This window comes from Olivibacter sp. XZL3, from assembly GCF_004368405.1.
Classification (GTDB): Bacteria; Bacteroidota; Bacteroidia; order Sphingobacteriales; family Sphingobacteriaceae; genus Olivibacter.
Map to the genome: position 1 here is coordinate 68,851 of NZ_SBJH01000095.1, position 24,401 is coordinate 93,251.

A 24,401-nucleotide genomic window follows, 5' to 3' on the forward strand; every position below is an offset into this window, starting at 1 on the left:
TTACAATTTAAGGTTATTCTTGGTCGTCCTTAGGAACAAAGAGGACCGCATTGGCGGCTATTACTCCTTTTTCTCCACTTGCACGCATTTCCACATAAGCGTCTTTACCGGTATTCGGCTGAATGCTCACTGTGGCCAGTTCGATCCAGTCGCCCGAGGTCTGCCCCTCTATATTGATTTTTGACACATCGATTTGCTGTTCGATCGTATCATTACCGTTGAAAACACTCAAGTTCAGCCGATTTGCACCTTCTTTTAATTTAGGAAAATACGTATAAAGCCTGTAATCTCCTGCTTTTAGTTCTTTTGCAATAAAACGGAACTTCACGTTGGCGTCAGTATTATCGGCCACGAGGTAGGCCCTACCAAAACCGCCGCTATGCCGCAACTCCCATTTACCGCTTCGTGTTATCCGACTGCTATCCTGACTGTCAATCAATACGTCCGCTTTTCTGCCATCCGCTTTTGGGTTTGCGGCGACGGTCCTTCGTATTTCATTTACATCAACATCCTGTACCGCTTTGCTTTCATCGATGGCGAGGCAGGCGGCCACCGCAGCAGACTGGCCCAGCACCATAAATACCGGTTCCATACGGATCGATCCGTAAGCAATATGGCTGGCAGATAAACAAACCGGTACAAGCAGATTTTCAGCTTGCACTTGCTGCGGCACCATAGCGCGGTAGGAAATTGGAAAGGGTGGAAAGCCGCCAACTTCCACGTTCCCTTCGTTTTTCACCATCCCGTTCACCACCAGTCGGTCGCAGTTATGAGAATCCATGGTATAAGCGGCAAATGCCACCTCATCATCCACCCGTTCCCTACCTTGGCAATGATGTTGTGTCATCACAAGCGCTCCAATCATTCGGCGGGCTTCCCGTATATATAATTGAGGGCTCCAGTGGTTGTTATCCAAATACTCGTCTTTCGGATAACCCCATTGCAACATTTCATCGCGCACCTTTTGTGGCACCGAAGCATCATGTCCTACAAAGTAGAGCAAGCCTTTTGTATAATCCTCGTGCGCTTTGATGATTTCACGTCTACGATTATAATCGGCTTCCGGATACTCCCAATTCATTGCAATCATATCCGTAGAAAAACCATTCCGGTTATTAATATCCGTTTTCCCATTCGGCATCAGGCTCCATATAAAGACATCATTTAAGCCTTTCCATGGATTCTTCTCCTTTATTCTTTTCAGCAATTCGTATCGTGTGGGATCGTAATTTTCAGGCTTTTCGATTGCTATGCGATTTTCGGGCACATTGGTTAAGGTAATGCGGTAATTATAAGCCTGTACCTTTTTATCGCCGGTACCAGTCGCTTGTAAACGGCTATTGCTGATACCCCAAAGCAAACCACTGCTTGAATCGCCGGGGATCTTATAAGGGTCAATCCCATCCGGTATTTGATGACCGGTCATTAGCTGCACGCCATTTAGCGTTTCACCGTACACCCGGTTATCCTCCCTCCCAACGTGATAAGCTACGCCCGACCGAGCCATCAAGTCCCCTTCATAGGTGCAATCCAAGTATACCTTTGCCTTAACCAAGGTCGATTTCGACGCTCCGCCCGTCGGAGAAAACCGGACTTGTTGTATGACACCTCCCTTCTTCTCAACCTCCGCCAGCTGCTGACGATATAATATGGTCACCTCACTTTTCTTCATATATTGCCGAAAGATTGCTTCCGCTACTTTAGGTTCAAAGATCCACTGCTCAAATTTTCCATAATGCAGCCCGAGCTTCCGATAAAAATCAAGTGCCAAACCTTTCACAACATATTTATTACCGATATCGGTATAACCGAGGCCACCTGACGACATACCGCCCAAGCGACCGCCCGGTTCTACCAAAACGACCGACTTACCTGCTTTTGAAGCCGTATAAGCAGCGATCACCCCTGCTGATGTACCACCATAGATGCAGATATCGTATTCTTCTTTTAGGGATTGAGCCTTTAAAAGAGAGCAAAAGAAAAGTGGCAGTAAACAATAAATACTTAAAATTCTCATATTATTTCATCATTAGTATCCAAGATTCTGATCGTTTGCATCCAAGGCATTGTTATTATCCATTTCGGCCTTTGGAATTGGCCATAAAAACTGACTATCGCTTACTTCTTTTCCTTTGGCTGTGCGGATAATTTCTTTAACACGGTCGTTCCCGAGACGTTTGAGATCATTCCATCGCTTCCCTTCTACCATAAACTCATAGGCACGTTCTTCGAATACCGCATTCCTAAAAGCCGCTTGGTCTAAGCCCGCCAGATCGATTGCTGGATTAGCAACCTGCGTATTTGCTCCGTATGCGCGCCTTCTTACTTGGTTAATAGCCTCAAAGGCTGCCGGACTCGGCCCGCCCTCTGCCTGACTTGCCGCCTCCGCATAGATCAACAGCACATCCGCGTATCGAAGTACCGGCATATCATTCCCGCTAGCATCTACTGCTACCGAAGACAAGTCCGAGAACTTCTTAAATTGATAAGGCTCATTGGATGGCAGCTGCACGAGGGCACCGCTATTTCGATGGACATAAGAGCCGTATAAATTGAACGCTTTCCGAAGGTCGTCGTCCGACCAATTCGCTATGAGCGGAAAAGTCTCGCGCGCATAGATGGTTCGAAATCCATAAGGCGCGTATAAGGTATTCTCCCCATGAATATACACAAGATATTGAAAGCCTTGTCCGCCCGAGGAGGAATATTTAAAGGAGAATATTTCTTCCGGACTACTCGTGACGCCGGCCCCGAATAAATTATCGAAATCTTCTGCTTCGGCTACCGGAACGAGTTGATAGGTTCCGGCGCGGATTACCTCATTCGAAAGGTCGCGTGCCGCTTCCCAATTTTCCAAGGTCAAGTAAACATAAGCTAACAGCGTTTTGGCCGCCAGCGCGCTCGGCCTGCCCGGTACCGTTGCTATATTGGGTAAATCGTTACCGGCGATTTCCAAATCGGCAATAATAAACTGATACACCTCCTCCACGCTACTGCGCGGCATGTCGGTCGGGTCATTTAACGATTGCCTCAAGGGTACACCGGCAAAATTTCTTACCAGATCAAAATAAGCCAAAGCCCGTAAAAAGCGTGCTTCGGCCAAAAGAGCGGCCTTTCCAGCTTCATCCATGGCAATATTCGGCACCTTATCCAAAACCGTATTGGCTCTTAAAATAGCACGATAGGCTAGCGTCCAAATGGTTTCTGCCCGGGCAATATTTGCACCATCCAAGCCATTGTATTCACTTACCGGTGCAAAGGAGCCCCTGCCATTTGCATAATCGGAACATGATTCCGTTAGCAACATATAAAAGCCGCCATAATACCCTAACTCGCGAAAAGGCGCATAAATTGCATTAACCGCAGCTTCGGCATCTTGCTCGGTTTGATAAAAATTTTCTTCCGACAAGCGATCGCTTGGAACTTCTTCGAGGGTCTTTGCACATCCCGCCAAAAAAAGCATGACTATAAAGAGATATTGGAATGGTTTCATTGTGTACATAATAAAGATTCAAAAAGTTGTGAATACCTTTAAAAACTAGCCTGTAGTCCGAACGTAAAAGTTTTAGCAACCGGATAACTGGTTTGATCGATTCCGATGGTGGTTGCTGATTGGTTCGTACGGGTACTTACCTCAGGATCATACCAAGAATAGTTGGTACGCGTCCATAAATTCTGGCCACTTGCATATACCTGAAGCGCCTTAATAAAGGAAAGCTTGCTCACCGGAAAATTATATCCCAGCCGAATGTTTTTTAGGCGGATAAAAGAGCCGTCTTCAATGAAACGATCTGATTCACGGAAGCTGGAAGCGACACTGACCATGGGATTAGGCGCATTTGGATCCGGATTCTCCGGCGTCCAGCGGTCTAAACTACTGCGCACCTGATTCTCTCCGAAATTGAAGGCATTGGCATGATTGGATAAGTTAAAATTAAACACGTCCACTCCCTGCGTTCCCTGAAAGAAAACATTAAGCGTAAAATTCTTGTAGCTCAAATTATTGTTAAATCCAAAAATAAAATCAGGATTTGGGTTGCCGATAATGGTGCGATCCAAATTATTGATTACGCCATTATTATCTAGATCCCGGTATTGAATACGTCCTTGTTCATTCAAACCATCTTCTTCAAATCCAAAAAACACACCCACGGGATGGCCTTGCCTTACTAAATTCGGACTTACACTTAAAGGTATGGAAAGCGCCTGTCCGAAAACGTCCGCGTTATTCGCCAGTTCCAATACCTTATTTCTATTGGCCGAAAAATTCAGGGAAGCGTCCCACTTAAAATCGCCTCTGAAAAGATCTGCCCCTAGTTCAAATTCGACTCCACGGTTACGGATTTTACCGATGTTCTGGAACTGAGAAACGTAGCCAGTGGAGGTTGGCTGCGGAACACTCGCCAACAGATCACGCGTATTCTTATTATAAAAATCGAATGTAAACCGAATGCGTTCGTTCAGCAGGCCGAGATCAAAACCCACATTGGTTTGCGTGGTGGTTTCCCATTTAAGGTCAGGATTTGGACGGATATCCTGTGGGGCGAAGCCTGTATATAAATTATCACCAAGAATGATATTAAAGCCCGACAATACATTGAGCGACCCGTAGGGATTAATGGCCGTATTACCCGATTGCCCCCAACTGGCCCTGAATTTCAAGTTTGAAATAGCTTCCACATCTTTCAGAAAATCCTCTTGGTTTATCCGCCAGGCAAAAGCCGTTGATGGGAAATACCCCCATTGGTTGGTCGTTCCAAATCGCGAGGAGCCATCTGCACGAATACTCGCCGTGAACAAATACTTACCTTGGAGGGTATAATTCGCCCGCAACAATCCTGACAGCAGTTTCCACTCCAAAACGCTGGCCTGCGGCGTTCCGATTACCGTTGCTGCTTGCAGGTTATTGTTTTTCAGGACATCGGTGGTAAAGCCACTTGCGGTCTGACTGTTATTATGTACAATCTCCGATTGATAGGTGATTCCTCCGGTAAGGTCTAGCTGATGGATGCCAAAGGTCTTATTATAGTTTAAAATGTTTTCATTCAGAAAGTTCGTCCGCGTATAATAAGTGGTACTGGCATTTCCGGCCGGTGTGGAACGGATTAAGCGCGAAGAGTAATAATCCTGTTTGGAATTTGCATAGTCGATCCCCGCGGAGACACGCAAGGTTAACCCTTCTACAAAGGTATAAGAAAGGGCCAAATTGGAGAGGACACCACTTCCCGTTGTTTTATTCAAGCGTTCATAAGCCAATGCTACCGGATTTTCTGCTGCATTGGAGCTAAACGAGTACGGCACAACATTGGAGTAGTTACCGTTTTCATCGTAAACCGGCACCGTGGGAGGGGCAACCAGCGCGGCGGAAACAACACCAGATCCTCTCGACTGGTTATCATTGGTTAAAGCATCACTGATGGTCCGGCTTAAAATCGTGCTTAAGTTCACCTTGAACTTGTCGGAAACTTTCTGCTCTAGATTGGATCGGATAGAAGCTCTTTTATATCCCGAATTAATCACGATGCCGTCCTGCCCGAAATAACTACCCGAAACAGCATAGCGTGTTCGATCATTTCCACCGCCGATACTCAAGCTGTGATTTTGAATGGGAGCCGTACGAAAGATCGCGTCCTGCCAATCGGTTCCCTCTCCAAAAGCGGCGACCTCCTCCTCCGTAAAATAAGGTGTTACACCATCATTCCGCGCACGTTCATTGGCAATGCTTGCGAACTCTTGGGCATTCAGCATATCCAGCTTCTTGATCACGTGTTGAAAGCCGAGATAGCTATTAAAGCTCACTTGATTCAGGTCTTTCTTGCCTGCCTTTGTTGTAATAATCACGACACCATTGGCACCCCTAGACCCATAGATAGCCGTTGCCGAGGCATCTTTCAATACTTCCATCGACTCAATGTCGGCCGGATCCAGGATGGTGGGGCTACCGGAGATAGCAAAACCGTCCACCACGTAAAGCGGCTCGTTGCTTGCCAACAAAGAATTCCCGCCACGAACCCGCACATTGATACCCGAGCCCGGGGCGCCAGATCCTTGAATCACCTGTACGCCCGCACTGCGACCGGTAAGACTTTGCATCGCATTAATGGACGGCAAAGCCGTAATATCCTCCGATTTTACGGAAGTGACCGATCCTGTCAGATCGCCTTTGCGCACCGTTCCATAGCCCACCACCACGACCTCATCCATGTTTGCAACAAGCTCCTTTAAGGTCACATTCATCGTGGCACCGGCCTGTACACTCCGTTCCTCTACCGTAAAACCGACGATAGAAAACACCACGGTACCGCTTTCCTTGTTCATATTTAGCTGATACTGTCCCGCAGCATTTGTCATCGTCACCTGTGACGTACCTTTCAAGGCAACGGTAACCCCTTCCAAGGCATTGCCTTTGTCGTCCGTCACTTTTCCTCTTATGAGGAATTCCTGTACTGTCGGCGTTCTGGGATTTGAAATCTCCTTACGCGAGATCAACACCCGATTTTGTCTAATCTGATAATTAAGCGGTTGATCAGCGAAACAGTACTGTAGAATCTCTTCCAAATCCGTTTGCTTAAAATCCAAGCTTATCGGATGCGTATCCCGCAAATCCTCCGTTAAATAAAGGAAATGGTATCCTGTCTGCTTCCGTAATTCACTAAATACTTCTTTGAGCGTTATCTTATTCGCTTTAATACTTGCCTTTTGAGCAAAGACCTCCGCCCCCGCTTGCGAAACGGTAATCATTAAAAGCAATAGCGAGATTTTTAACATTACAAGCAGTTTAAGCAGGACATGTGCAGTGTCCTTGCCATTAAATGCAATCAATTTTTTATACATTTGTCATTCAGGTTTTAAAGTTTAATGTGGTTTAGCGACCCATATTTAAGACCTAAAGCGATATTTTTATCGCCTTCAGCCAGAGGTGTTAGCCGCACTTCTGGTTTTTAGGCCTTCGGACTCTTCGACTTTATGTTACCATATAATCCGCACCTCCTTTCCTTTTTTTTCAAATTGCACTTGTCCTATTGTACTCAAGTCATTTAATAATTCATCAAGACCTCCGGTCATCGGAAAAGTGCCACCAAACTGTTTAAACGGCATTTTTCCCTCCACGACGATCTGTATATCATACCATCTGGCCACATTCTTCATGATGGAGACGATATCCATATTATCGAATATGAAGTAGCCGTTTTTCCAGGCCATGGTTTGTTCTATATTCCCGACACGCTTTTCAATTCCCTGTTTTCCTTGATAAGTCGTAGCTTGATAACCCGGGCCAAGCGCTACTTGCTTTTCGTCTTTATATACCCGGACGCCGCCCTCCAGCAATGTGGTGATTACTTTTTTATCAGAAGTATAGGCTGATACGTTAAAGTGCGTACCTGTTACCTCGATCTCCGTCTCCAAAGCCGTAATCTTAAATGGCCTGGCGGAATTAGGCGCTACCTCAAAGTAGGCCTCCCCCTCTAAGGACACCCGCCGTTCTCCACCCGTAAAAACGAGTGGATAGCTTAATTTACTTGCTGTATTCAACCAAACTTGAGTGCCATCTGGCAAACTCAGCTGAAACTGCTTGCCATTGGGTGTTGAGATTGTATTTTGTGCAACCGCTTCCGCTGCCATTGGCGAAGCGTCTCCATCGGATTCATAAACAAGCAAACCATCGCGCGTTTTTCGGATCGACACCCCCTGTTCTTCAATAAGCGCTCCTTCTTGTTGATCGAGGTTTATCTTGGTTCCATCGGCCAGCGTTAAAACGATGCCGTCTACTGCATGTGAAACCGATTCGTTAATAACCAGTCGATCTATTTTCTCCTCTTTTTTCTGTTGATATTGTGCTATCCATAGATATCCTAGCAACAGTAAGAAAGAAGCGGCCACGCCTTTGATCCATAAACGCCTAATTATTTTATCTCTTTTGGCTAGTCGTTGCCTATCAATATTTTTCTTGATCCGGAGGCCCATTTGGATCTTTTCTTCCTCACTGCTCCAATCCCAAGCACCCGCTATAGGTTTACGAAGCATCTTGTCTTCGAGCCATTTTTGCTCTTGTACCGTGCACTCGCCAGCAGCATATTTCCGTAAAAGTTCGCGCAATTTTTCTGGTTGCATGGCTTCGTTTGATAATTGGATAATCGGTCTTTTATAGATAAGAGCTTTTTACCACTGCAAAGTAGTAGAGGAAATTTATTTTTTTTGCAAGAGGTGGCGTCCGTTCTTCAAGCGCCTAGTCAGCGAGCAAGATCAATGATGATGAGCAAGACTAAATAGGGGATATATTCCTCATCGATTTTTAAGCGGAGGCTTTTTAACGCATTGTTAATTTGCTTCTTGACAGTTAAATCGGATATCTGCAACTTTTCGGCGATCTCCTTATAGGAAAGATGCTCTTTCCGGCTTAACAGAAACACTTCGCGCATCCTTTCCGGCAGTTTATCAATTTCAGCATCTATGAGATTGGCAAGCTCTTTCAAATCGAGATTTTCCTCCGGGCTGTTTAAAGGCTCGCCATAGAAGATTACCAGTCGATCTACGACCTCCGTTCGTTTTAAATGCTCACGTAAGCGCTTAAAGGCAAAATTGCGGGCCATAATAAAAAGATAGGCTTTTATCGATCGCACGCGATGCAAATTATTGCGCAGTTCCCAAAACGAGACGAATGTTTCCTGTAAAACATCGGCAACCTCCTCCTGTTCGGGCAGAATACGCTTCACAAATCTGAACAGTGCTTCCCAGTATTCATTGTATAAAGCGGCAAAAGCCTGCTCATCTCCCTTTTTGAGTAGGCATAATTGGTCGTGATCGCGTTCCTTTGCCATAAAATGGTGAATTAGGCTTCCTTGGTCTATACTGCAATAATACAAAATTCCGTAGAAAAAGGAAGTCGTTCTGCGTAGACCTTGATCCCTATGCCTTTATCTCCACACCTGTTTAGAACATTTCCAAATAAGCGCTTAACCGCTAAACATACACCTTTCATCTCTTTTTTTTCTTAAATTCGCCTCGCTTTAACAGCTGAGAATGAGCGCAGCAGAGCAATATAGCTGGGTTTGTTGCTCCATCACAGCCCCTAAAGCGTTGTAACATCCAAAACAAAAAACATATATAAAATGGCATTTGACATAGACATGATCAAAGCGGTTTACGGACGCTACGAAAGCCGTATAGCAGCGGCCCGCAACGCTGTTGGTAAACCTCTTACTTTAACTGAGAAAATTTTATATGCCCACCTTTGGGATGGTGAAGCAAAAGAAGCGTATGGCCGTGGCAAGTCTTATGTAGATTTCGCACCCGACCGTGTAGCGATGCAAGATGCAACGGCGCAGATGGCTCTTCTTCAATTTATGCAGGCTGGCCGTCCGCAAGTAGCTGTTCCTTCAACAGTACACTGTGATCACCTGATTCAAGCGAAAGTGGGTGCTTCAAGCGATTTGGCGGTAGCGACTGACCAAAACAAAGAGGTGTACGATTTCTTAGCATCTGTGTCAAACAAATACGGCATTGGCTTCTGGAAACCGGGAGCGGGTATTATCCACCAAGTGGTATTAGAAAATTACGCATTCCCAGGTGGGATGATGATCGGAACAGACTCACACACGCCGAATGCCGGTGGTTTGGGTATGATTGCCATTGGTGTGGGCGGTGCGGACGCTTGCGATGTGATGGCAGGACTTCCGTGGGAGCTCAAATTCCCTAAGCTGATCGGGGTAAAATTAACGGGCAAATTAAGCGGTTGGACAGCAGCAAAAGACGTGATTCTGAAAGTTGCAGGCATTTTAACCGTAAAAGGTGGCACCGGAGCTATTGTTGAATACTTCGGAGAAGGTGCCCGTTCTTTATCTGCAACCGGTAAAGGTACCATTTGTAATATGGGAGCAGAGATCGGCGCTACGACTTCTATTTTCGGTTATGACGAAAAATCAGAAGCCTATTTGCGCGGTACCGATCGTGCGGACATAGCAGACTTAGCAAACAGCATCAAAGATCACCTTACTGGCGACAGTGAAGTATATGAAAATCCTGAGCAATATTTTGATCAAGTAATTGAAATCAATCTCTCTGAGTTAGAACCACATATCAACGGTCCGTTTACTCCGGATCTTGCTTGGCCAATTTCTAAATTCGCCGCTGCCGTTAAAGAAAACGGCTGGCCTGAGAAATTAGAAGTAGGACTGATTGGCTCTTGTACAAACTCTTCTTATGAAGACATCAGCCGCGCTGCTTCGCTGGCTCAACAAGCGGTGGATAAAAACTTAGTAGCTAAATCGGAATACACCGTTACGCCAGGTTCTGAGCAGGTTCGGTATACGGTAGAGCGCGACGGCTTCCTTGATACTTTCGACAAGATCGGTGGCGTTGTTTTAGCCAATGCCTGCGGACCTTGTATTGGACAATGGGCTCGTCATGGTGCAGAAAAGAAAGAAAAGAACTCCATCATCACTTCTTTCAACCGCAACTTTGCAAAACGTGCCGACGGTAACCCGAATACGCATTCGTTTGTAGCGTCTCCAGAAATTGTTACCGCTATGGCGATATCCGGCTCTTTGTTATTCAATCCGTTAACCGATACGCTAACCAATGAAAAAGGAGAGCAGGTTAAATTAGACGAGCCACAAGGATTGGAATTACCGATAAAAGGTTTTGCCGTAGAAGATGCGGGCTACCAAGCGCCTGCAGAAGACGGAAGCCAAGTACAAGTGCTTGTAAGTCCGACATCCGATCGTCTGCAACTGCTTGAACCGTTCAAAGCATGGGAAGGCACTGATCTAACCGGTTTAAAATTGCTTATAAAGGCAAAAGGTAAATGTACCACGGATCATATCTCTATGGCAGGTCCTTGGCTCAAATATCGCGGACATTTGGACAATATCTCCAATAATATGCTGATCGGCGCTATTAATTATTTTAACGATTCCGCCGATAATGTTAAAAACCAACTTACAGGAGAATATGGCCCGGTTCCGGCTACGCAACGTGCTTATAAAGCTGCCGGAATCAACACCATTGTTGTTGGAGACGAAAACTATGGAGAAGGTTCTTCAAGGGAGCACGCAGCGATGGAGCCTCGCCACTTAGGGGTTCGGGTGATATTGGTTAAATCCTTTGCACGTATCCATGAGACCAACCTGAAAAAGCAGGGAATGTTGGCGCTCACATTCGACAATCCGGCCGACTACGATCTTATTAAAGAAGATGATACCTTCGACATTGTTGGCTTAACTGAATTTGCTCCTGACAAGCAATTAACCGTGGTATTACATCATGATGGAACGGAAGATCGCATTCAGGTAAATCACACTTACAATGCGCAACAGATTGAATGGTTTAAAGCCGGAGGCGCTTTAAATATAATTCGCAAGAATCAAAGCCAACAGGCTTAATAAATTGAGTAGGAAGATAGGGATTAATTCCCTATCTATCCTTTCACACCACGCTGCGTACCGTTCGGTACAGGGCGGTTCCTTAAGTTTTGATTCCAACCTTTTGGTAATCATCTGATAAGAACACAAAGAAATCGACCTCTTTATCTCTTTTTGCCCGTTCTTTTATTATACCAGATAAAGAATCCTGTTATGGGCAAGGAAGCGCATACCAGTGATATCATAAAGGCCAGGCATTTTCCTCCTATACCACCAATACGCCCAACATGCACATCGTAGTTATAGCGGCCTATCCAATCTCCCCCATTAGCCTGCTCTATATCTTTCTGCCAATAATGAGGCATGGAAATAGGCTTCAGCGAATACCGATCGAAATGGCGGATCACCGCTAGATGAGCCGTTTCCGGAGCCGGATTATCCGTTACGGTGACGACATCCTCCTCTTTATCGGGCATTACAAAACTTAAAGCGTAGTCAGGACGATGTTTATCCGCCCCCAAAAGTTGCCAAACCGAATCTACTGCGTCCATAGGGCTCAGATTGCTCCGCTCTTGCACGATGCTTTTGGGTAGTTCCCGCTTAGGCAGTTGTTTTCCACCAGAGGCGAGCCAATAGACCGAACCGGAGAACCAGGATAAACTGATAAAAATACCGGTACAAGCAATTACCAGGAAAGGCAAGAAAGCATAAAAGCCCGGCACATTGTGGAGATCATAATTTACCCGCTTTGGCCCCGCCCCCCACTTCATGGTCAAGGCATTTCGTAAGAGCCTTTTGTTCCATTTCTTTGGCCACCACAAAACCAATCCACCCAACAACAAAACGATGTACACCAATGTTGCATAAGAAATAATCGCATGGCCAATCATCCCCGGCAATAGCAAGTTCACGTGCAAATGCAATACCACCGGAAAGAAACTGATTGTATTCTCTTTAATTTTCAATATCCGGTGCTGATAAGGATCTACGAAAGCCGTCCTCGGCTTCCCTTCCAACACAAAATCCATCACCACACTCCGCCCCTTTCCTAGGTAACGCAGCCCTCTGATATCACTCTTGGGCAGGGAATCCAATAAGATGGCTCCCATTTTCTTAGGTGATTCATGAAAGGCAGGAGCGCGTTCCACACGTCTCCAAGGCTCCCGGTAATCTTCAATTTCCGATTGAAAAGTCAGGATACAGCCCGTTATCCCTAAGATAAACACCACCAGCCCAGACAATAATCCGAGCCAGCGGTGTAAGAAAGCATTAATTTTCAACAATCTCTTTTTCAACGCCCCTTTACAATTTAATCCCAATACTCAAAATAGCTCTTCTCGACCACAACGGATAATAGCCTCCGTACATCCCATAGGTATAGCTTTTTTCGTCGGTCAAATTCGTGACATTCATCCGGGTAAAGAAGTTTTTAAAGCCATAAGCTACCGACAGGTCTACCGTACCGTAATCAGGCACCAGTTCTGTTTCCCGGTTATAGCTCGTTGCATAATTCTTCCCTCTGAACGAATAGCCGCCGCCCAGCTCAAAACCTTTCAAGGCCTTTTGCTGGAATTTATAGTTTAACCATAAATTGGCGATCACTTTGGGCGAACCTCCCAACTGATTGTCTTTGGGATAAGCGGGATCATCCACAATGGTGGCATCGATATACGAAAAAGCCCCGTTGAAAAATAAATTCGGTAAAATATAGCCGTTCATATCCAATTCCAGCCCTTTACTGGAATGATTGGCTCCCAGGTAGGTAGCCGTTCCCGATTCCGCGCTATAATAGCTATGTTCAAAAGTAGGTTCTTCTGTCAGTCCGGTTACATATCCCGTAATATTCTTCTTATCAATCTTAAAGGCCGCCAGGGTGATCCCGAATCGATCATCCAATAAGCTGCTTTTAATCCCCGCCTCGTACTGATGCGAATCAGAAGGATCCAGCAATTGCCCTGTGAACCGATCTTGCCCGTTCATCTCAAAGGAGTTAGTATAAGAAGCAAAGGCAGACATCCATGTAAGCGGTTTAAACAACACCCCAAAGCGCGGGTTGAAGATCGTCTGCTTATCCGGCACATAGGCTGCCGGAGCCGGACCGGTAGACCAAGTAGAAGACCGTTCCACGTGATTCAGGCGTAACCCTATGAGCAATTGCAATCGCTCCTCGAACAGTGAAATCTGATCTTGCGCATAAGCACCGAAGCGTCTCCGCTGCGTAGAAGGATCCCCTGGTGTTCCCCGATTGTCGATAATCAGGGTAGATTGCCCATACACCGGATGATATAAGTTAATGGCACTGTCTAAGGTACCCCAACCCGAAAGCGAACGGTCGCGATCATCATAGAGGTATTCCAGTCCTAATAAGACATGGTGCTTCGTGGCACCGATATCAAGCTTACCAAACAGGTCTAAGGTCGATCCCCAGCCCCCGTATTCGCCCGTTTCGGATGAATACGTTCGGTCAATATCTCCCGCCTCCGTTAAACTGGCCAAGGTAAAAGACATCCAGCCATATTCCCTCGTAGCCTTGGTGTAATAGGACATATTGCGTAAACGCCAGTCGTCCGACAGCTTGAACTCCAAGGTCGAAAAAATATTCTGGTCGGTACTCCGGTACACATTGGCCGGTTCCCCCAAAAAAGTCCCGAATCGCAATTTCGACAGTCCAGCATAGGTATTATCCGGAGAAATTACACCTGGATCCATTGTCCGGTCATCATCATAATACACCCCTTCTAGATTCCAGGTCAGGTTAGGAAGGACTTTCCAGGTTAGGGATGGTGCAAATAAAAAGCTTTTATTGCTGATTTCATCCCGGAAGCTATTTGATTTTTCCAAGGAAGAATTCAATCGGAACAGCACCGTTTTGCGTTCATTCAACGGCCCTGAGATATCGAAGGTCGGGCGCAGCAAGGAGTACTGCCCTAACTTCATTTCAAAACGTTTATAATCATAATCCAAAGGCTTTTTAGTCACCAAGTTCATCACCGATCCCGGAGCGATATCCCCATATTGGATGGAGGCAGGGCCTTTCAGCACATCGATCTGCTCAATATTATCGCCATACAACTGTCCGGCAGCATTGGATACCGCCACTCCATTACGCATGATATTCAGCGCAAAACCACGTCCTGTAAAACTATCATAGCCCCCAGCATAGGAACTCGCATAGGTTACGCCGCTGACATTCGTAATAGCTTCCCGAATAGAAGTCACCTGCCGCTGTTGAAGTTGTTCCTGCCCAATGATCTGCACCATCATTGGAAGATTCTCCAAAGGGATGTCACTTTTGGTCACCGAGGAAGTTTTTCTCTTCTGTCCCGTCACCTCCACTTCCTGTAAGGCCTGTTCAGAAGCTTCCACCGTAAAATTCACGGTACTAACTTTACCGGCCTGTACCTCGACCGTTTTTTTCTCAGCCGTTCCACCCACGAAGCTAATGGCAAGCGTTCGCTCGCCCGCCTCCACTCCGCTTAAAGTGAAATTCCCTTGGTCGTCCGTCATAGTCCTTGCTCCCCCAACGACCGAAATGGTCGCAAAACCCAAGGGTTGCCCATCCCGGGTGCTTACCTTCCCCTTCAAGTGCCCCTTCCCTTCCGAAGCCTGCAAGTTGATGCGATTTCCATTTACCGAAATCCGCGCGACCCCATCTCCAAAAAGCGTGGTAAGCACCTGTTCTACCGAAACATCATCCTGATCGATTGTAACAATCTTTTCCACGTCCAATAAGTTAGGACTATAAGTAAAGCTGCACCCGGTGGTTGTTTCAATCTCTTCCAGCACCTCGGAAATGGAAACACGGCTTCTATGCACGCTGATTTTCTTCTCTAATAAGGCCTGTTGAGCGGTGACACACAAGGTAAGCAGTGTAAAAAGAATAATTAAAAGGCTTGTTTTCAACGCACGGGAAAACAACGTAGTGCTAAGTAGCAAAAAGTTCATATTTTTGATAAAAGTAATGTGATTAAAAAACGAAAAATTCCATTGCTTGCGCCCGGTATACAATTTTGGCGATGCGTATGCCGGGCTTCTTCCTCTGTATTAACTATCTATATAAAGTAACCTCCTTGTCTTTAATTTTATAATGTATATGAAGTGAAAAAGCCACGTCTTGCAAAACTGCCGACAATGAAGCATTTTCGAAGTTTGCTTTCACACGGTAGGCCGCCAGCTGCGGGTCATCCCAGTTGATTTTGACGTCAAAGCATCGTTCCAGTTCTGCCGCCACCTCTGGTAGCGGTAGGTTATCGAACACTAGCCCACCTTGGGTCCAAGCTGTTTTCCGGTGGCTATCTACCTTTAATTTCAGCATCTCCGTACCGTTGAACCGGCCTTGAGTATTAACCCCAAGAATGAGTGTGTCTGATTGACCTGGCGCGGTAAATTGCACACTCCCTTCTGCTACCGTCAATACGTCGGCGTCATTTTCCCTACTCGTTAGATTGAATTTGGTACCTAACACCTTGGTCGTTGTCCTTTTAGTTTGCACCAAAAAGGGATGTTCCGCCTCCTTCGCTACCATAAAGAAGGCCTCTCCTTCCAGATAAACTTTTCTTTCTTTTTTCGAAAATTTCGAGGGGTAGCGAAACGTAGTGCCTGCATTTAAGTAGACCTGCGAACCGTCGGGAAGCGCCAATTTCATTTTTTTCCCATAGGGAACTTTTAACTCTTTCAAGGCATGGGCTTTTTCACCGAACAGATTCAACCCGGCAGATTGAAACACATAAACACCACCAGCCATCAGCAAGAGCAGCAAAGCCGCGACCATGGTTCTTTGCACCCGGGCAGGCTGAAACAGATTCCGTGTTTCCCTTACATCTTGCTCATTGGATTCTTGTTGTTCCAAAATACGCTGCCACAATTTTTCCTTCGTCTGCTCTTCATCGGTAGCATTCCGCAACTCATAGGCCACTTCAGGGACATCAGCAGTCATCCATTGCTCCACTGCTTTCCGCTCTTCTGTTGTACACTTACCAGACCAGTACTTCTCCAGCAAATGCTGATTCACTTCCATGCTATGCTTTTTAACATACCAGTCGGAGTTCGGGCCATTTACCCTTAGTCAAAAAGAAAATTATTTTTCGGTAAGCTGATTGGTCAATTTCGTTTTTAGGAAACGAAGGGCTTTAGTGAGGTGCGCCTCTACCGTCTTTTCAGAGAGCGAAAATTGTTGGGCAATCTCCGGAATGGTCAGTCCCTTGTTCCGGCTCAAGGTATACACCTGCTGACATTTATAGGGCAACCTTCCGACCTGCTCTTCCAGAAAATGATTCAGGTCTTTGTAAAATACCGCTTCTTCCGTATTATTAATGCTCTCTTGGAAATCGTTCGACAGCAGATGCCGCTGATTTTCCCTTTTAAATTTTTCGCGGTAATAATCGCTAATCCGGATGCGAACCGCACGAAACAAGTAATGTTCCATGCTGTTATTCACCTGCAAATGCTTCCGGCGCTTCCAGATGGAGCAAAAAACATCCTGCACCAGATCCATAGCAGCTTCGTCATCCCGAATATGGTGTTGACAAAAAGCGACTAGTGGTTTCCAATATTGGTCAAAAAGGGAGCGAAAGCCGACTTCGTCGATCAAATCATCCGCGTTAGCTTTCCTATGCTTTTTAAACGTTATCACCAGGTTGCTTTTTTTAGACGGCAACAAATATACTTTTTTAATTGGAATAATTCTAAATAGACTCTTTATTTATCTAAATAGCGTTATGCAAGGGCGGAGATAAGAAAGTTAGAAAGAAAGTCCTAATTATTGAAGTTTTTTACCACAACCGTCGGTAACCCTAAAGCAAACCATTTTTCTATTTTTTTTATTTCATTATCCCCAAACATAAGCGGTATTTACTGCTTTTTTATCAAAAAAAAAGATAGAAAATAGAAATAAAACCAACTTTTTATTCAAAACAGTTTGACATTATCAATATTTTAGCTAGTTTAGAAAAAAAAATCCAACTAAATCAAACAATCGATCTTAAAACAGGGATCGTCCATTTTTTTTGTACCATAAAAGAACAAAAAAGATATTTTATACAATACATGGGTTATATACAACAAAAACCCATAAAAACATTAACCAATTTTCATAAGCATTTCTATTAAACAGAGCCCTTTTATAGATATAAAGCCAAAAACAAACACCAATAGGCCTAAAATTTAGCTAAAAAAAGGGATAAGGGACAATTTGTACTATCAAAAAGGTAGTCACAGGGAGATTTGTGTGTCATTAACGAAGGTATTACATCTAATTCTTTATTATTATATGAACCATTAACCCAATAATCATGACAAATCGTTTATTAAATCTGTCCTATTTCTTATCTCTGTTAACTTTTATTTCCTTCGCTCAGCTTGCCTTGGCGCAAACAGCCACGCAAAGAATTACGGGTACCGTCACCGATTCCGTAAGCGGTGAGGCCTTGACCAATGTGTCTATCATCGAAATAGGCACAACAAGAGGCGTAGCAACCGATGCAGACGGTCGTTTTGCGATTACGGTTGCCCCCAACGCCAAACTTGTTTTCTCCTACATTGGGTATCAGCGAAAAGAAATCGCTATTGGCAGTCAACATGTACTTAACGTAAAAATGGTTACTGATGCCCAAGAGCTAAGTGAAATCGTAGTTGTTGGTTATGGCACACAAAGCAAGAAAGAATTTACCGGATCTGCCGCCCAAATTTTGGCAGACGAAGTAAAAGATGTTCCTGTCCAAAGTTTCGATCAGGCCTTATCGGGGCGTGCCGCCGGTGTCAATATTTCCATCCCGAACGGCCAACTGAACAATGCACCGGTCATACGGGTGCGAGGCATAAACTCTATTTCCCTAAGCTCTTATCCGCTCATTGTTGTGGATGGAATTCCAATCAATACCGGCGACGTGTCGGCCAGTTCCAATGTGGCCAATAATCCTTTGGCAGACATCAACCCGGCAGATATTGAATCCATTGATGTATTAAAAGATGCCGCTTCAACGGCTATTTACGGCTCGCGTGCCGCAGCGGGGGTTTTATTAGTTACGACCAAAAAAGGAAAACAAGGTTCTGCCAAAGTAAATTACCAAGGATGGGTGGGCATTTCGAATGCCGCGAGGTTGCCGACACAATTGGATGCTGAACAATATATGGCGATCAAGAATGAAGCAGTGTTGAACAGTAAAATACTCGGAGGCAATGAAAACAACGATAATGTCGCTTCTGCATTGTTCTTCCCTATGTATAATGAAGACGGTTCCCTGGTAAACACAAACTGGTACGATTATATTTATCAAACGGGCGTGTCGCATAATCACTCCATCAATGTCAGTGGAGCAAGCGAAACGACGCACTATTACTTCTCTGCCAACTCTACCGACCAAAACGGCATCCTGCGGACCAATGAATTCAACAGAAGAGGCGTCCGCTTTAATTTAGATCATCAAGTGACGCCTTGGTTACAAGTGAAAGGGAGCTTGAACTACACAAAATCCTTTAACCAATCGCCCAATACAGGTTCCAGAAGCGGACAGGCCCAGGCGATCGCCGGCGCTGCGAGGATGTCATACATCCTACCTCCGAATGTCCCGCCCTATAATCCGGACGGCACCCCTTATATCAATACGGAATCACCTGCCGGAACGATCGGCAATGGAAATAATGAAGTGACCTGGGTTTACTATAACCCGATTGCTTTTTTTGACCTCGCGAGGTATAGCTCGGCAAACGACCATATTATAGGGAACGTCGGTGCTACTTTGAACCTAGCCAAAGGACTCACCTTTACCACCAACTATTCCCTGGATCGAACCAATATATCAACGATCAGTGCAGTCAGCCCTGTTCAAGGATCGGGTTCTTCTACCAATGGTTCGGTTACAAACGTTTCGGGCGTTATGGATAACTGGAATTTCACCAACACATTAAATTACGACACACGATTTGGAAACCACCACCTCACCCTATTAGGCGGTTACGATGCTCAAAACTTTGAGGTAAATCGCTGGGGAGCGAATGTGCAGCAAGCAGCCGATCCCTTTTTCACTGATTACCAAGGAAACTGGGGCGCTGTAACACAGAGCGGCAACCGACTTGCCACGAAGTCCTTTCTCTCTTACTTCTCCCGGGTATCCTATGACTTTGGCGGAAAGTATTTCTTCACGCTCAACTTCCGAAGGGACGGTGTTTCTTCGCTGGGGGCAGACAAGAAATGGGGAAACTTCGGCGGGATCTCCGGCGGGTGGTTGTTATCTGACGAATCTTTCTATAAGAACTCTTCCTTAGCCAATGTGATGAATTCCGTAAAATTACGGGCCAGCTGGGGCCGTGTTGGAAATGGCAATGTAGATGAATATGCCGCACTGACCTTATTCGGTTCGGACCTTTATGGAGGTGCCCCAACCTGGGCGCTTAGTCAGGCCGGGAACGCAGACCTCGGCTGGGAAACCAGCGAACAAACGAATATTGGTGCCGACCTAAGCTTCTTCAACAATAAGATGCAGGTAGAGCTCACCTATTTCTACAACAATGTGAACGGCCTTATCCTCAGCGTTCCGCAAGCACCTTCTAAGGGTATTCCCGATAATTCAATTTTGGGAAATGTGGGCTCTTTGACCAACAAAGGTTTAGAATTCAGCATTAGCTCTGACAACATACGGACTTCGAAGTTCTCGTGGAACACCTCTTTCAATTTTACCTACCTGAAGAACAATGTTACTTCCCTGGTTAATGAGGGAGACCGGATTTTAACAACCTCCTCGGGCGATGCCAACATTTTCAATGTCACCCAGGTCGGCTTACCCGTAGGAACCCTGTTCGGTGCCATTACCGATGGAGTCAATCCGGATAACGGCCGACTCATCTTTGTTAACGCAGCAGGCGAACGCGTTCAATTCACCCATGTAGCAGACACGGAAAACGGCGATTATCGCTGGTCGTACCTCGACGGAACCGAAGCCCCTGCAATTACCGCTTCCGATTACCAGCCCATGGGCAACACCTTACCGAAGTGGCAGGGCGGTATCAACAATACGTTAAATTACGGTAGCTTTGACCTCTCCTTTAATTTCACCTACGGAGGCGGTTACTATATGTTCAACGGAAACAGGGGAACCTGGATTGATCAGCGGATGTTCAACAACTCGACGCGTGTACTCGACCGATGGACAAGCCCTGGTCAGGTAACCGACGTACCAAGGTTGGTTTATAACGACAATTTTGGCAGTGCCAATATCCCGAATATATCGGCCAATGTAGAAAAAGCAGATTTCCTGCGTCTGCAAAATCTAGCCCTTGGTTATTCCCTTCCAAAGACATTCTTATCAAAAGCACACATCAATTCACTCAGGGTTTATTTACAGGCAACTAATTTGTTCTTGATCACAGGCTATACCGGCCTCGACCCGGAGGCGAGTATTAATGGCAACACCACGACCTCGTCGGGACTTGACTATAATTCTTTGCCAAACTCACGCACTTTTACACTGGGCGTTAACGTAGCCTTTTAACCCCTATGGAATGTAAAGAATTATTGAAAGCAATTTTGAACTTTTATAACAAAGAAAAAATGAAAACAAAAAATATTCTCAAAATAGTTTGCTTCGTCTCCGTCTTCAGCACCTTACAGTTCACGTCTTGTAGCGAATCGGAATACCTCGACCGCGTCTCTCCCACCGAGCTGAGCGACGCCGATATTTTCAGCACTCCTGCCCGAATCGAAGGATTGGTTAATGGCATATATGCCGCTTTAAAGGACGCTAATTTCTACGGAGGTCGGCTGCTCATGTTTCTGGATGCCGGCGGAGAAGATTTTATCAATACCACCGTAAATTCCTTTACCGGTTTTGAAGCCTGGGCGCACACAGTGAATTCCGGATCAGCAGATGTGATTAATGTATGGTCGGCGGGCTATACCACAATCAATAACGCCAATATAGTGATCGATGGACTGAGTGATCCGGAAAACGCAGCCGTTGTTGGCGATCAGCTGGCAGCCCAATATATCGCCGAGGCGAAGTTTCTACGTGCCTTATCGTATTATACGATGATTACCCTATTTGCCCGTCCTTATATCGACGACAACGGAGCTTCTCCGGGATTGCCTTTAAGGCTTCAGGCTGAAACATCGACAGAAAACAACGATTTAGCGCGCAGCACCGTTGCGGAAGTGTACCAACAGATCATCCAAGATCTGGATGAAGCAGAATCCGATCTGCCAGACAACTATGCCAACGCTTTACTCAACACCACGAGAGCACATAGCAGCACGGCTATTGCGCTAAAAACCCGCGTTTACCTCAGTCAAGCTAATTGGCCTCGTGTAATTGCCGAAGCACAGAAAATCGTCCCTCAGGCGAGCGCACCTTTCTCGACCACCTTTGGCGTACAACACGCGCTACAAGCGGACCCGGTCAGCGCTATTATGATAGACATGACCACCACGGAATCTATTCTATCCATGCCTTTTACCAATTTAGACTATTACAGCGGCCAGAACGCCATTGGTTATATGTACGATCAGAATGCCGAATATTACTTAAACCCTGCCGGTATATTCGGAGATAGCCAATGGGCGGAGACAGATGCACGAAGGGGCTTTTTACGCTTAAACGCCAACAACGGGCGCAGTTTCCTAACGAAATTCGGAAATCAGTCTCCTTACCTCATCTACATCCCGGTTATCCGCTATTCTGAAGTTTTATTGAACTACGCCGAAGCGGCCGCTGAGACAGGAGATGTAACGATGGCCGCCAGTCTACTGAATGCCGTCCATGCGCGATCGGATGAATCCTATACTTTTTCCAATGAGGTGTTATCCAACAGTACCGGTCTGGTAGATGCCATTTTAAAAGAAAGACGCATAGAACTCTTAGGAGAAGGATTCCGTTCGAACGATATTAGGCGGCGCTTGCAAACGTTCCCCGCCAAGTCGGGGCCAACACCTGCTCAGGCTGTAGCGCCAAGTGCCAGCAATTATATTTGGCCGATTTCGAACAATGAGTTAGTAACAAATGCTTTGATCAATTAGGTTGTTAGCTTTACACGAGGCTGTCTTCTATATTTGCTTGGAACAAACATAGGAGACAGCCACGTTCTCCAAGATCAAGCCGAAGTTGAAACCGCCCCTTATTTAACCGAAATTTCACAGAAAATTAACCCGCAACTCATACGTGATTATAAAATTTGCTAAAAACAATGTCTACAACCATGGAAAGCTTCAACATCGAAATCACTGACAATCAATATTTGATACGTTTACAGCGTTCAGAGTTTGATCTGAACACTTTGTACACCTTGTTAAAAAATTTAGGTGCCGATATACCCTCTTTTAGGAGCAATCGCATTGATTTGGACGACGACATGATCAAAAGTTATCGAAACGAAGAGGATCTAGGCGATCGTTTCGACTATTTATTAGATAAATAATCGTTTAAACGCACAATATTTTTTCATTTTTTTATTGCACCTCTAAAAGATAAAAAAAATGCTGAAAGAGGCATTCAAGTCGCTTTTTAAACCAAAAAACCAGCCGTTGATAAACTATTTTTCTACCATTGTAAAAATCTATTTGCATTATTAGAAAATATTGATTTATATTTATACCGAATCGGAGAACTTAAACTTAAAGATTTGACAATGGGAGATTTTGACAACAAAGAACGGGAAGAAGTTTTTTCAAAAAAGGTAAGAGCAGGAAAGCGCACCTATTTTTTTGACGTGAAGGCCACGAGATCGAATGATTACTATGTAACCATTACAGAAAGTAAAAAGAGACTGGAAGATGGCGTGTTTGTGAAACATAAAATTTTCTTGTACAAAGAAGATTTTGAAAAATTTGCTGAAGGACTTAATGACACTGTCGAATATATTAAGGCCCATCAAGAAGTAGTTGAAAAACGTTATGAGTTCAGCGAAAACGGAGTGACTGCTGACTTGAAAAAAGACGACGATTTTTCATTCTAAAGACTGCTTAATTGACCGAAATCAGTTAAGAGCCTCAACGATTTGAGGCTTTTTTTTCTTAAAGTATCTGTTTAATAGCGGCCATCAATAATCTTCATGATCCTTCATCCCATGATTGTGCGTTCGATCATGAAGGTTTTGTTTTTAAAAAACATCATACACCAAATTGGACTATTATGCGCCCGAAAGGCAGAAGGGAAAGCGACAACTTTGAAGACCGCAGAGGGATGTCGGGAAGAGGTTGTGTAGAGAAGTAAACAACGATGAAATTAGCACAATCTGAAGATAAAATTGTTCAATCTACATGGAGCACGACAATCATTCCACTAAATTTATTCCAGCCTTTCCGGCAATGCTAAAAGGAAAATGCGCTCGCTGTAGGCGGGGCAACATGTTTAAGAGCTTTTTCTCGAGTGCTATGTATGAAGAGTGCAGCCATTGCGGCTTAACTTTTGAACGCAATCCGGGTTATTTCTACACGGCCATGTATGTAACCTATGTTTTTAATGTCGCCGAAATCGTAACGCTTGGCATTGCCACCTTTGTGCTGTCGGGCGGATCCGACAACCCTTGGTTATATGTAGGTATTATTATTCCGGGAATCTTACTTTTGGCACCACTCAACTTTCGGTATTCCCGTATTATACAAATGTATTGGCTAGACCCGACGCTCAAATACCGACCGGAGTTATCAGGCGACAAAACGGATCCGCAAGAAGCAAAAGACAATAAGGCCTAGCTAACTGCGCCTTGTGTTCCGCCTACGCGCCAAACCTAATACAAGTGCTACGATGGCCAGCACCAACGCTATATAAATCAGGTTTCCTACAGCGTACACAAAAGTACCGATTGCCCATCCTACCAATAATATAATTGCGATAATATAAAATAGTGTTCTCATAGAGTATCTGTCTGTTACTAGAACAACCGACGAGCTTATCCTTTTGTTTTTCAGCAAGGGATAACAATCGCACAATCATTGCATATAAAGCCAATTTTATCTAAGTTTGCAAAACATAAGTAATACTTCCATTAGCTTGAGGCAATTACAAAGATTAGCGGGGAAAAAGAAGAAAACAAGGTTTTATACGCTTAACCAAA

At 45.1% G+C, this 24,401-nt stretch carries 16 protein-coding genes; 6 read left to right on the plus strand and 10 right to left on the minus strand.

The features are described 5' to 3' along the window. Positions 1-13 precede the first annotated feature (13 nt). From EPX21_RS18770 to EPX21_RS18790, 5 genes are all read right to left on the minus strand, one after another. Complete coding sequence (locus EPX21_RS18770) at positions 14-2,017, minus strand: FAD-dependent oxidoreductase (RefSeq protein WP_134091205.1); 2,004 nt, start codon at positions 2,015-2,017, stop codon at positions 14-16. A gap of 12 nt (positions 2,018-2,029) precedes the next feature. Further along, on the minus strand, positions 2,030-3,493 hold the full coding sequence (locus EPX21_RS18775; RefSeq protein WP_166670814.1) for a RagB/SusD family nutrient uptake outer membrane protein: 1,464 nt from the start codon (positions 3,491-3,493) through the stop codon (positions 2,030-2,032). Positions 3,494-3,531: 38 nt separating this feature from the next. Next, the gene (locus tag EPX21_RS18780; RefSeq protein ID WP_240768732.1) at positions 3,532-6,834 is read right to left on the minus strand and encodes a TonB-dependent receptor; all 3,303 of its coding nucleotides are present in this window, start codon (positions 6,832-6,834) and stop codon (positions 3,532-3,534) included. Between the two features lie 135 nt (positions 6,835-6,969). Beyond that, positions 6,970-8,112: a FecR family protein gene (locus EPX21_RS18785; RefSeq protein ID WP_134091207.1), complete on the minus strand. Its 1,143-nt coding sequence runs from the start codon at positions 8,110-8,112 to the stop codon at positions 6,970-6,972. A 119-nt stretch (positions 8,113-8,231) separates the two neighbouring features. After that, a complete protein-coding gene (locus tag EPX21_RS18790) occupies positions 8,232-8,819 on the minus strand; it encodes an RNA polymerase sigma factor (RefSeq protein WP_134091208.1) in 588 nt (195 codons plus the stop codon). Positions 8,820-9,110: 291 nt separating this feature from the next. On the opposite strand from EPX21_RS18790, the gene EPX21_RS18795 reads away from it, so the two are divergent. After that, a complete protein-coding gene (locus EPX21_RS18795; RefSeq protein ID WP_134091209.1) occupies positions 9,111-11,381 on the plus strand; it encodes an aconitate hydratase in 2,271 nt (756 codons plus the stop codon). Positions 11,382-11,524: 143 nt separating this feature from the next. Here the strand turns inward: EPX21_RS18795 and EPX21_RS18800 are convergent, their stop codons facing one another. The 4 genes from EPX21_RS18800 to EPX21_RS18815 all read right to left on the minus strand — a co-directional run bounded on the left by EPX21_RS18800 (position 11,525) and on the right by EPX21_RS18815 (position 16,992). Next, positions 11,525-12,655, minus strand: a complete 1,131-nt coding sequence (locus EPX21_RS18800) for a PepSY domain-containing protein (RefSeq protein WP_166670815.1) — start codon at positions 12,653-12,655, stop codon at positions 11,525-11,527. Positions 12,656-12,662: 7 nt separating this feature from the next. Further along, positions 12,663-15,305: a TonB-dependent receptor gene (locus EPX21_RS18805; protein WP_134091211.1), complete on the minus strand. Its 2,643-nt coding sequence runs from the start codon at positions 15,303-15,305 to the stop codon at positions 12,663-12,665. 103 nt (positions 15,306-15,408) lie between these two features. Then, on the minus strand, positions 15,409-16,377 hold the full coding sequence (locus tag EPX21_RS18810) for a FecR family protein (RefSeq protein WP_134091212.1): 969 nt from the start codon (positions 16,375-16,377) through the stop codon (positions 15,409-15,411). Positions 16,378-16,437: 60 nt separating this feature from the next. Continuing rightward, complete coding sequence (locus tag EPX21_RS18815) at positions 16,438-16,992, minus strand: RNA polymerase sigma-70 factor (protein WP_166670816.1); 555 nt, start codon at positions 16,990-16,992, stop codon at positions 16,438-16,440. A 658-nt stretch (positions 16,993-17,650) separates the two neighbouring features. Between EPX21_RS18815 and EPX21_RS18820 the strand changes: the two genes are divergently transcribed. The 5 genes from EPX21_RS18820 (at position 17,651) to EPX21_RS18840 (ending at position 24,039) form a co-directional block, all read left to right on the plus strand. Next, on the plus strand, positions 17,651-20,845 hold the full coding sequence (locus EPX21_RS18820) for a TonB-dependent receptor (protein WP_134091214.1): 3,195 nt from the start codon (positions 17,651-17,653) through the stop codon (positions 20,843-20,845). A 59-nt stretch (positions 20,846-20,904) separates the two neighbouring features. Next, positions 20,905-22,365, plus strand: a complete 1,461-nt coding sequence (locus EPX21_RS18825) for a RagB/SusD family nutrient uptake outer membrane protein (protein ID WP_134091215.1) — start codon at positions 20,905-20,907, stop codon at positions 22,363-22,365. 167 nt (positions 22,366-22,532) lie between these two features. Then, a complete protein-coding gene (locus EPX21_RS18830; protein WP_134091216.1) occupies positions 22,533-22,763 on the plus strand; it encodes a hypothetical protein in 231 nt (76 codons plus the stop codon). Positions 22,764-22,973: 210 nt separating this feature from the next. After that, complete coding sequence (locus EPX21_RS18835; protein WP_134091217.1) at positions 22,974-23,300, plus strand: DUF3276 family protein; 327 nt, start codon at positions 22,974-22,976, stop codon at positions 23,298-23,300. A gap of 304 nt (positions 23,301-23,604) precedes the next feature. Next, positions 23,605-24,039, plus strand: a complete 435-nt coding sequence (locus tag EPX21_RS18840) for a DUF983 domain-containing protein (RefSeq protein WP_134091218.1) — start codon at positions 23,605-23,607, stop codon at positions 24,037-24,039. Here the strand turns inward: EPX21_RS18840 and EPX21_RS18845 are convergent, their stop codons facing one another. Then, on the minus strand, positions 24,040-24,201 hold the full coding sequence (locus EPX21_RS18845) for a lmo0937 family membrane protein (RefSeq protein WP_134091219.1): 162 nt from the start codon (positions 24,199-24,201) through the stop codon (positions 24,040-24,042). Between the last annotated feature and the right edge of the window lie 200 nt (positions 24,202-24,401).

Bases quoted from the DNA above. Each gene is read 5' to 3' on its own strand.
- EPX21_RS18770 (WP_134091205.1), bottom strand. From the start codon at position 2,017: ATGAGAATTTTAAGTATTTATTGTTTACTGCCACTTTTCTTTTGCTCT.
- EPX21_RS18775 (WP_166670814.1), bottom strand. From the start codon at position 3,493: ATGAAACCATTCCAATATCTCTTTATAGTCATGCTTTTTTTGGCGGGA.
- EPX21_RS18780 (WP_240768732.1), bottom strand. From the start codon at position 6,834: ATGTATAAAAAATTGATTGCATTTAATGGCAAGGACACTGCACATGTC.
- EPX21_RS18785 (WP_134091207.1), bottom strand. From the start codon at position 8,112: ATGCAACCAGAAAAATTGCGCGAACTTTTACGGAAATATGCTGCTGGC.
- EPX21_RS18790 (WP_134091208.1), bottom strand. From the start codon at position 8,819: ATGGCAAAGGAACGCGATCACGACCAATTATGCCTACTCAAAAAGGGA.
- EPX21_RS18795 (WP_134091209.1), top strand. From the start codon at position 9,111: ATGGCATTTGACATAGACATGATCAAAGCGGTTTACGGACGCTACGAA.
- EPX21_RS18805 (WP_134091211.1), bottom strand. From the start codon at position 15,305: ATGAACTTTTTGCTACTTAGCACTACGTTGTTTTCCCGTGCGTTGAAA.
- EPX21_RS18810 (WP_134091212.1), bottom strand. From the start codon at position 16,377: ATGGAAGTGAATCAGCATTTGCTGGAGAAGTACTGGTCTGGTAAGTGT.
- EPX21_RS18820 (WP_134091214.1), top strand. From the start codon at position 17,651: ATGACAAATCGTTTATTAAATCTGTCCTATTTCTTATCTCTGTTAACT.
- EPX21_RS18825 (WP_134091215.1), top strand. From the start codon at position 20,905: ATGAAAACAAAAAATATTCTCAAAATAGTTTGCTTCGTCTCCGTCTTC.
- EPX21_RS18830 (WP_134091216.1), top strand. From the start codon at position 22,533: ATGTCTACAACCATGGAAAGCTTCAACATCGAAATCACTGACAATCAA.
- EPX21_RS18835 (WP_134091217.1), top strand. From the start codon at position 22,974: ATGGGAGATTTTGACAACAAAGAACGGGAAGAAGTTTTTTCAAAAAAG.
- EPX21_RS18840 (WP_134091218.1), top strand. From the start codon at position 23,605: ATGGAGCACGACAATCATTCCACTAAATTTATTCCAGCCTTTCCGGCA.
- EPX21_RS18845 (WP_134091219.1), bottom strand. From the start codon at position 24,201: ATGAGAACACTATTTTATATTATCGCAATTATATTATTGGTAGGATGG.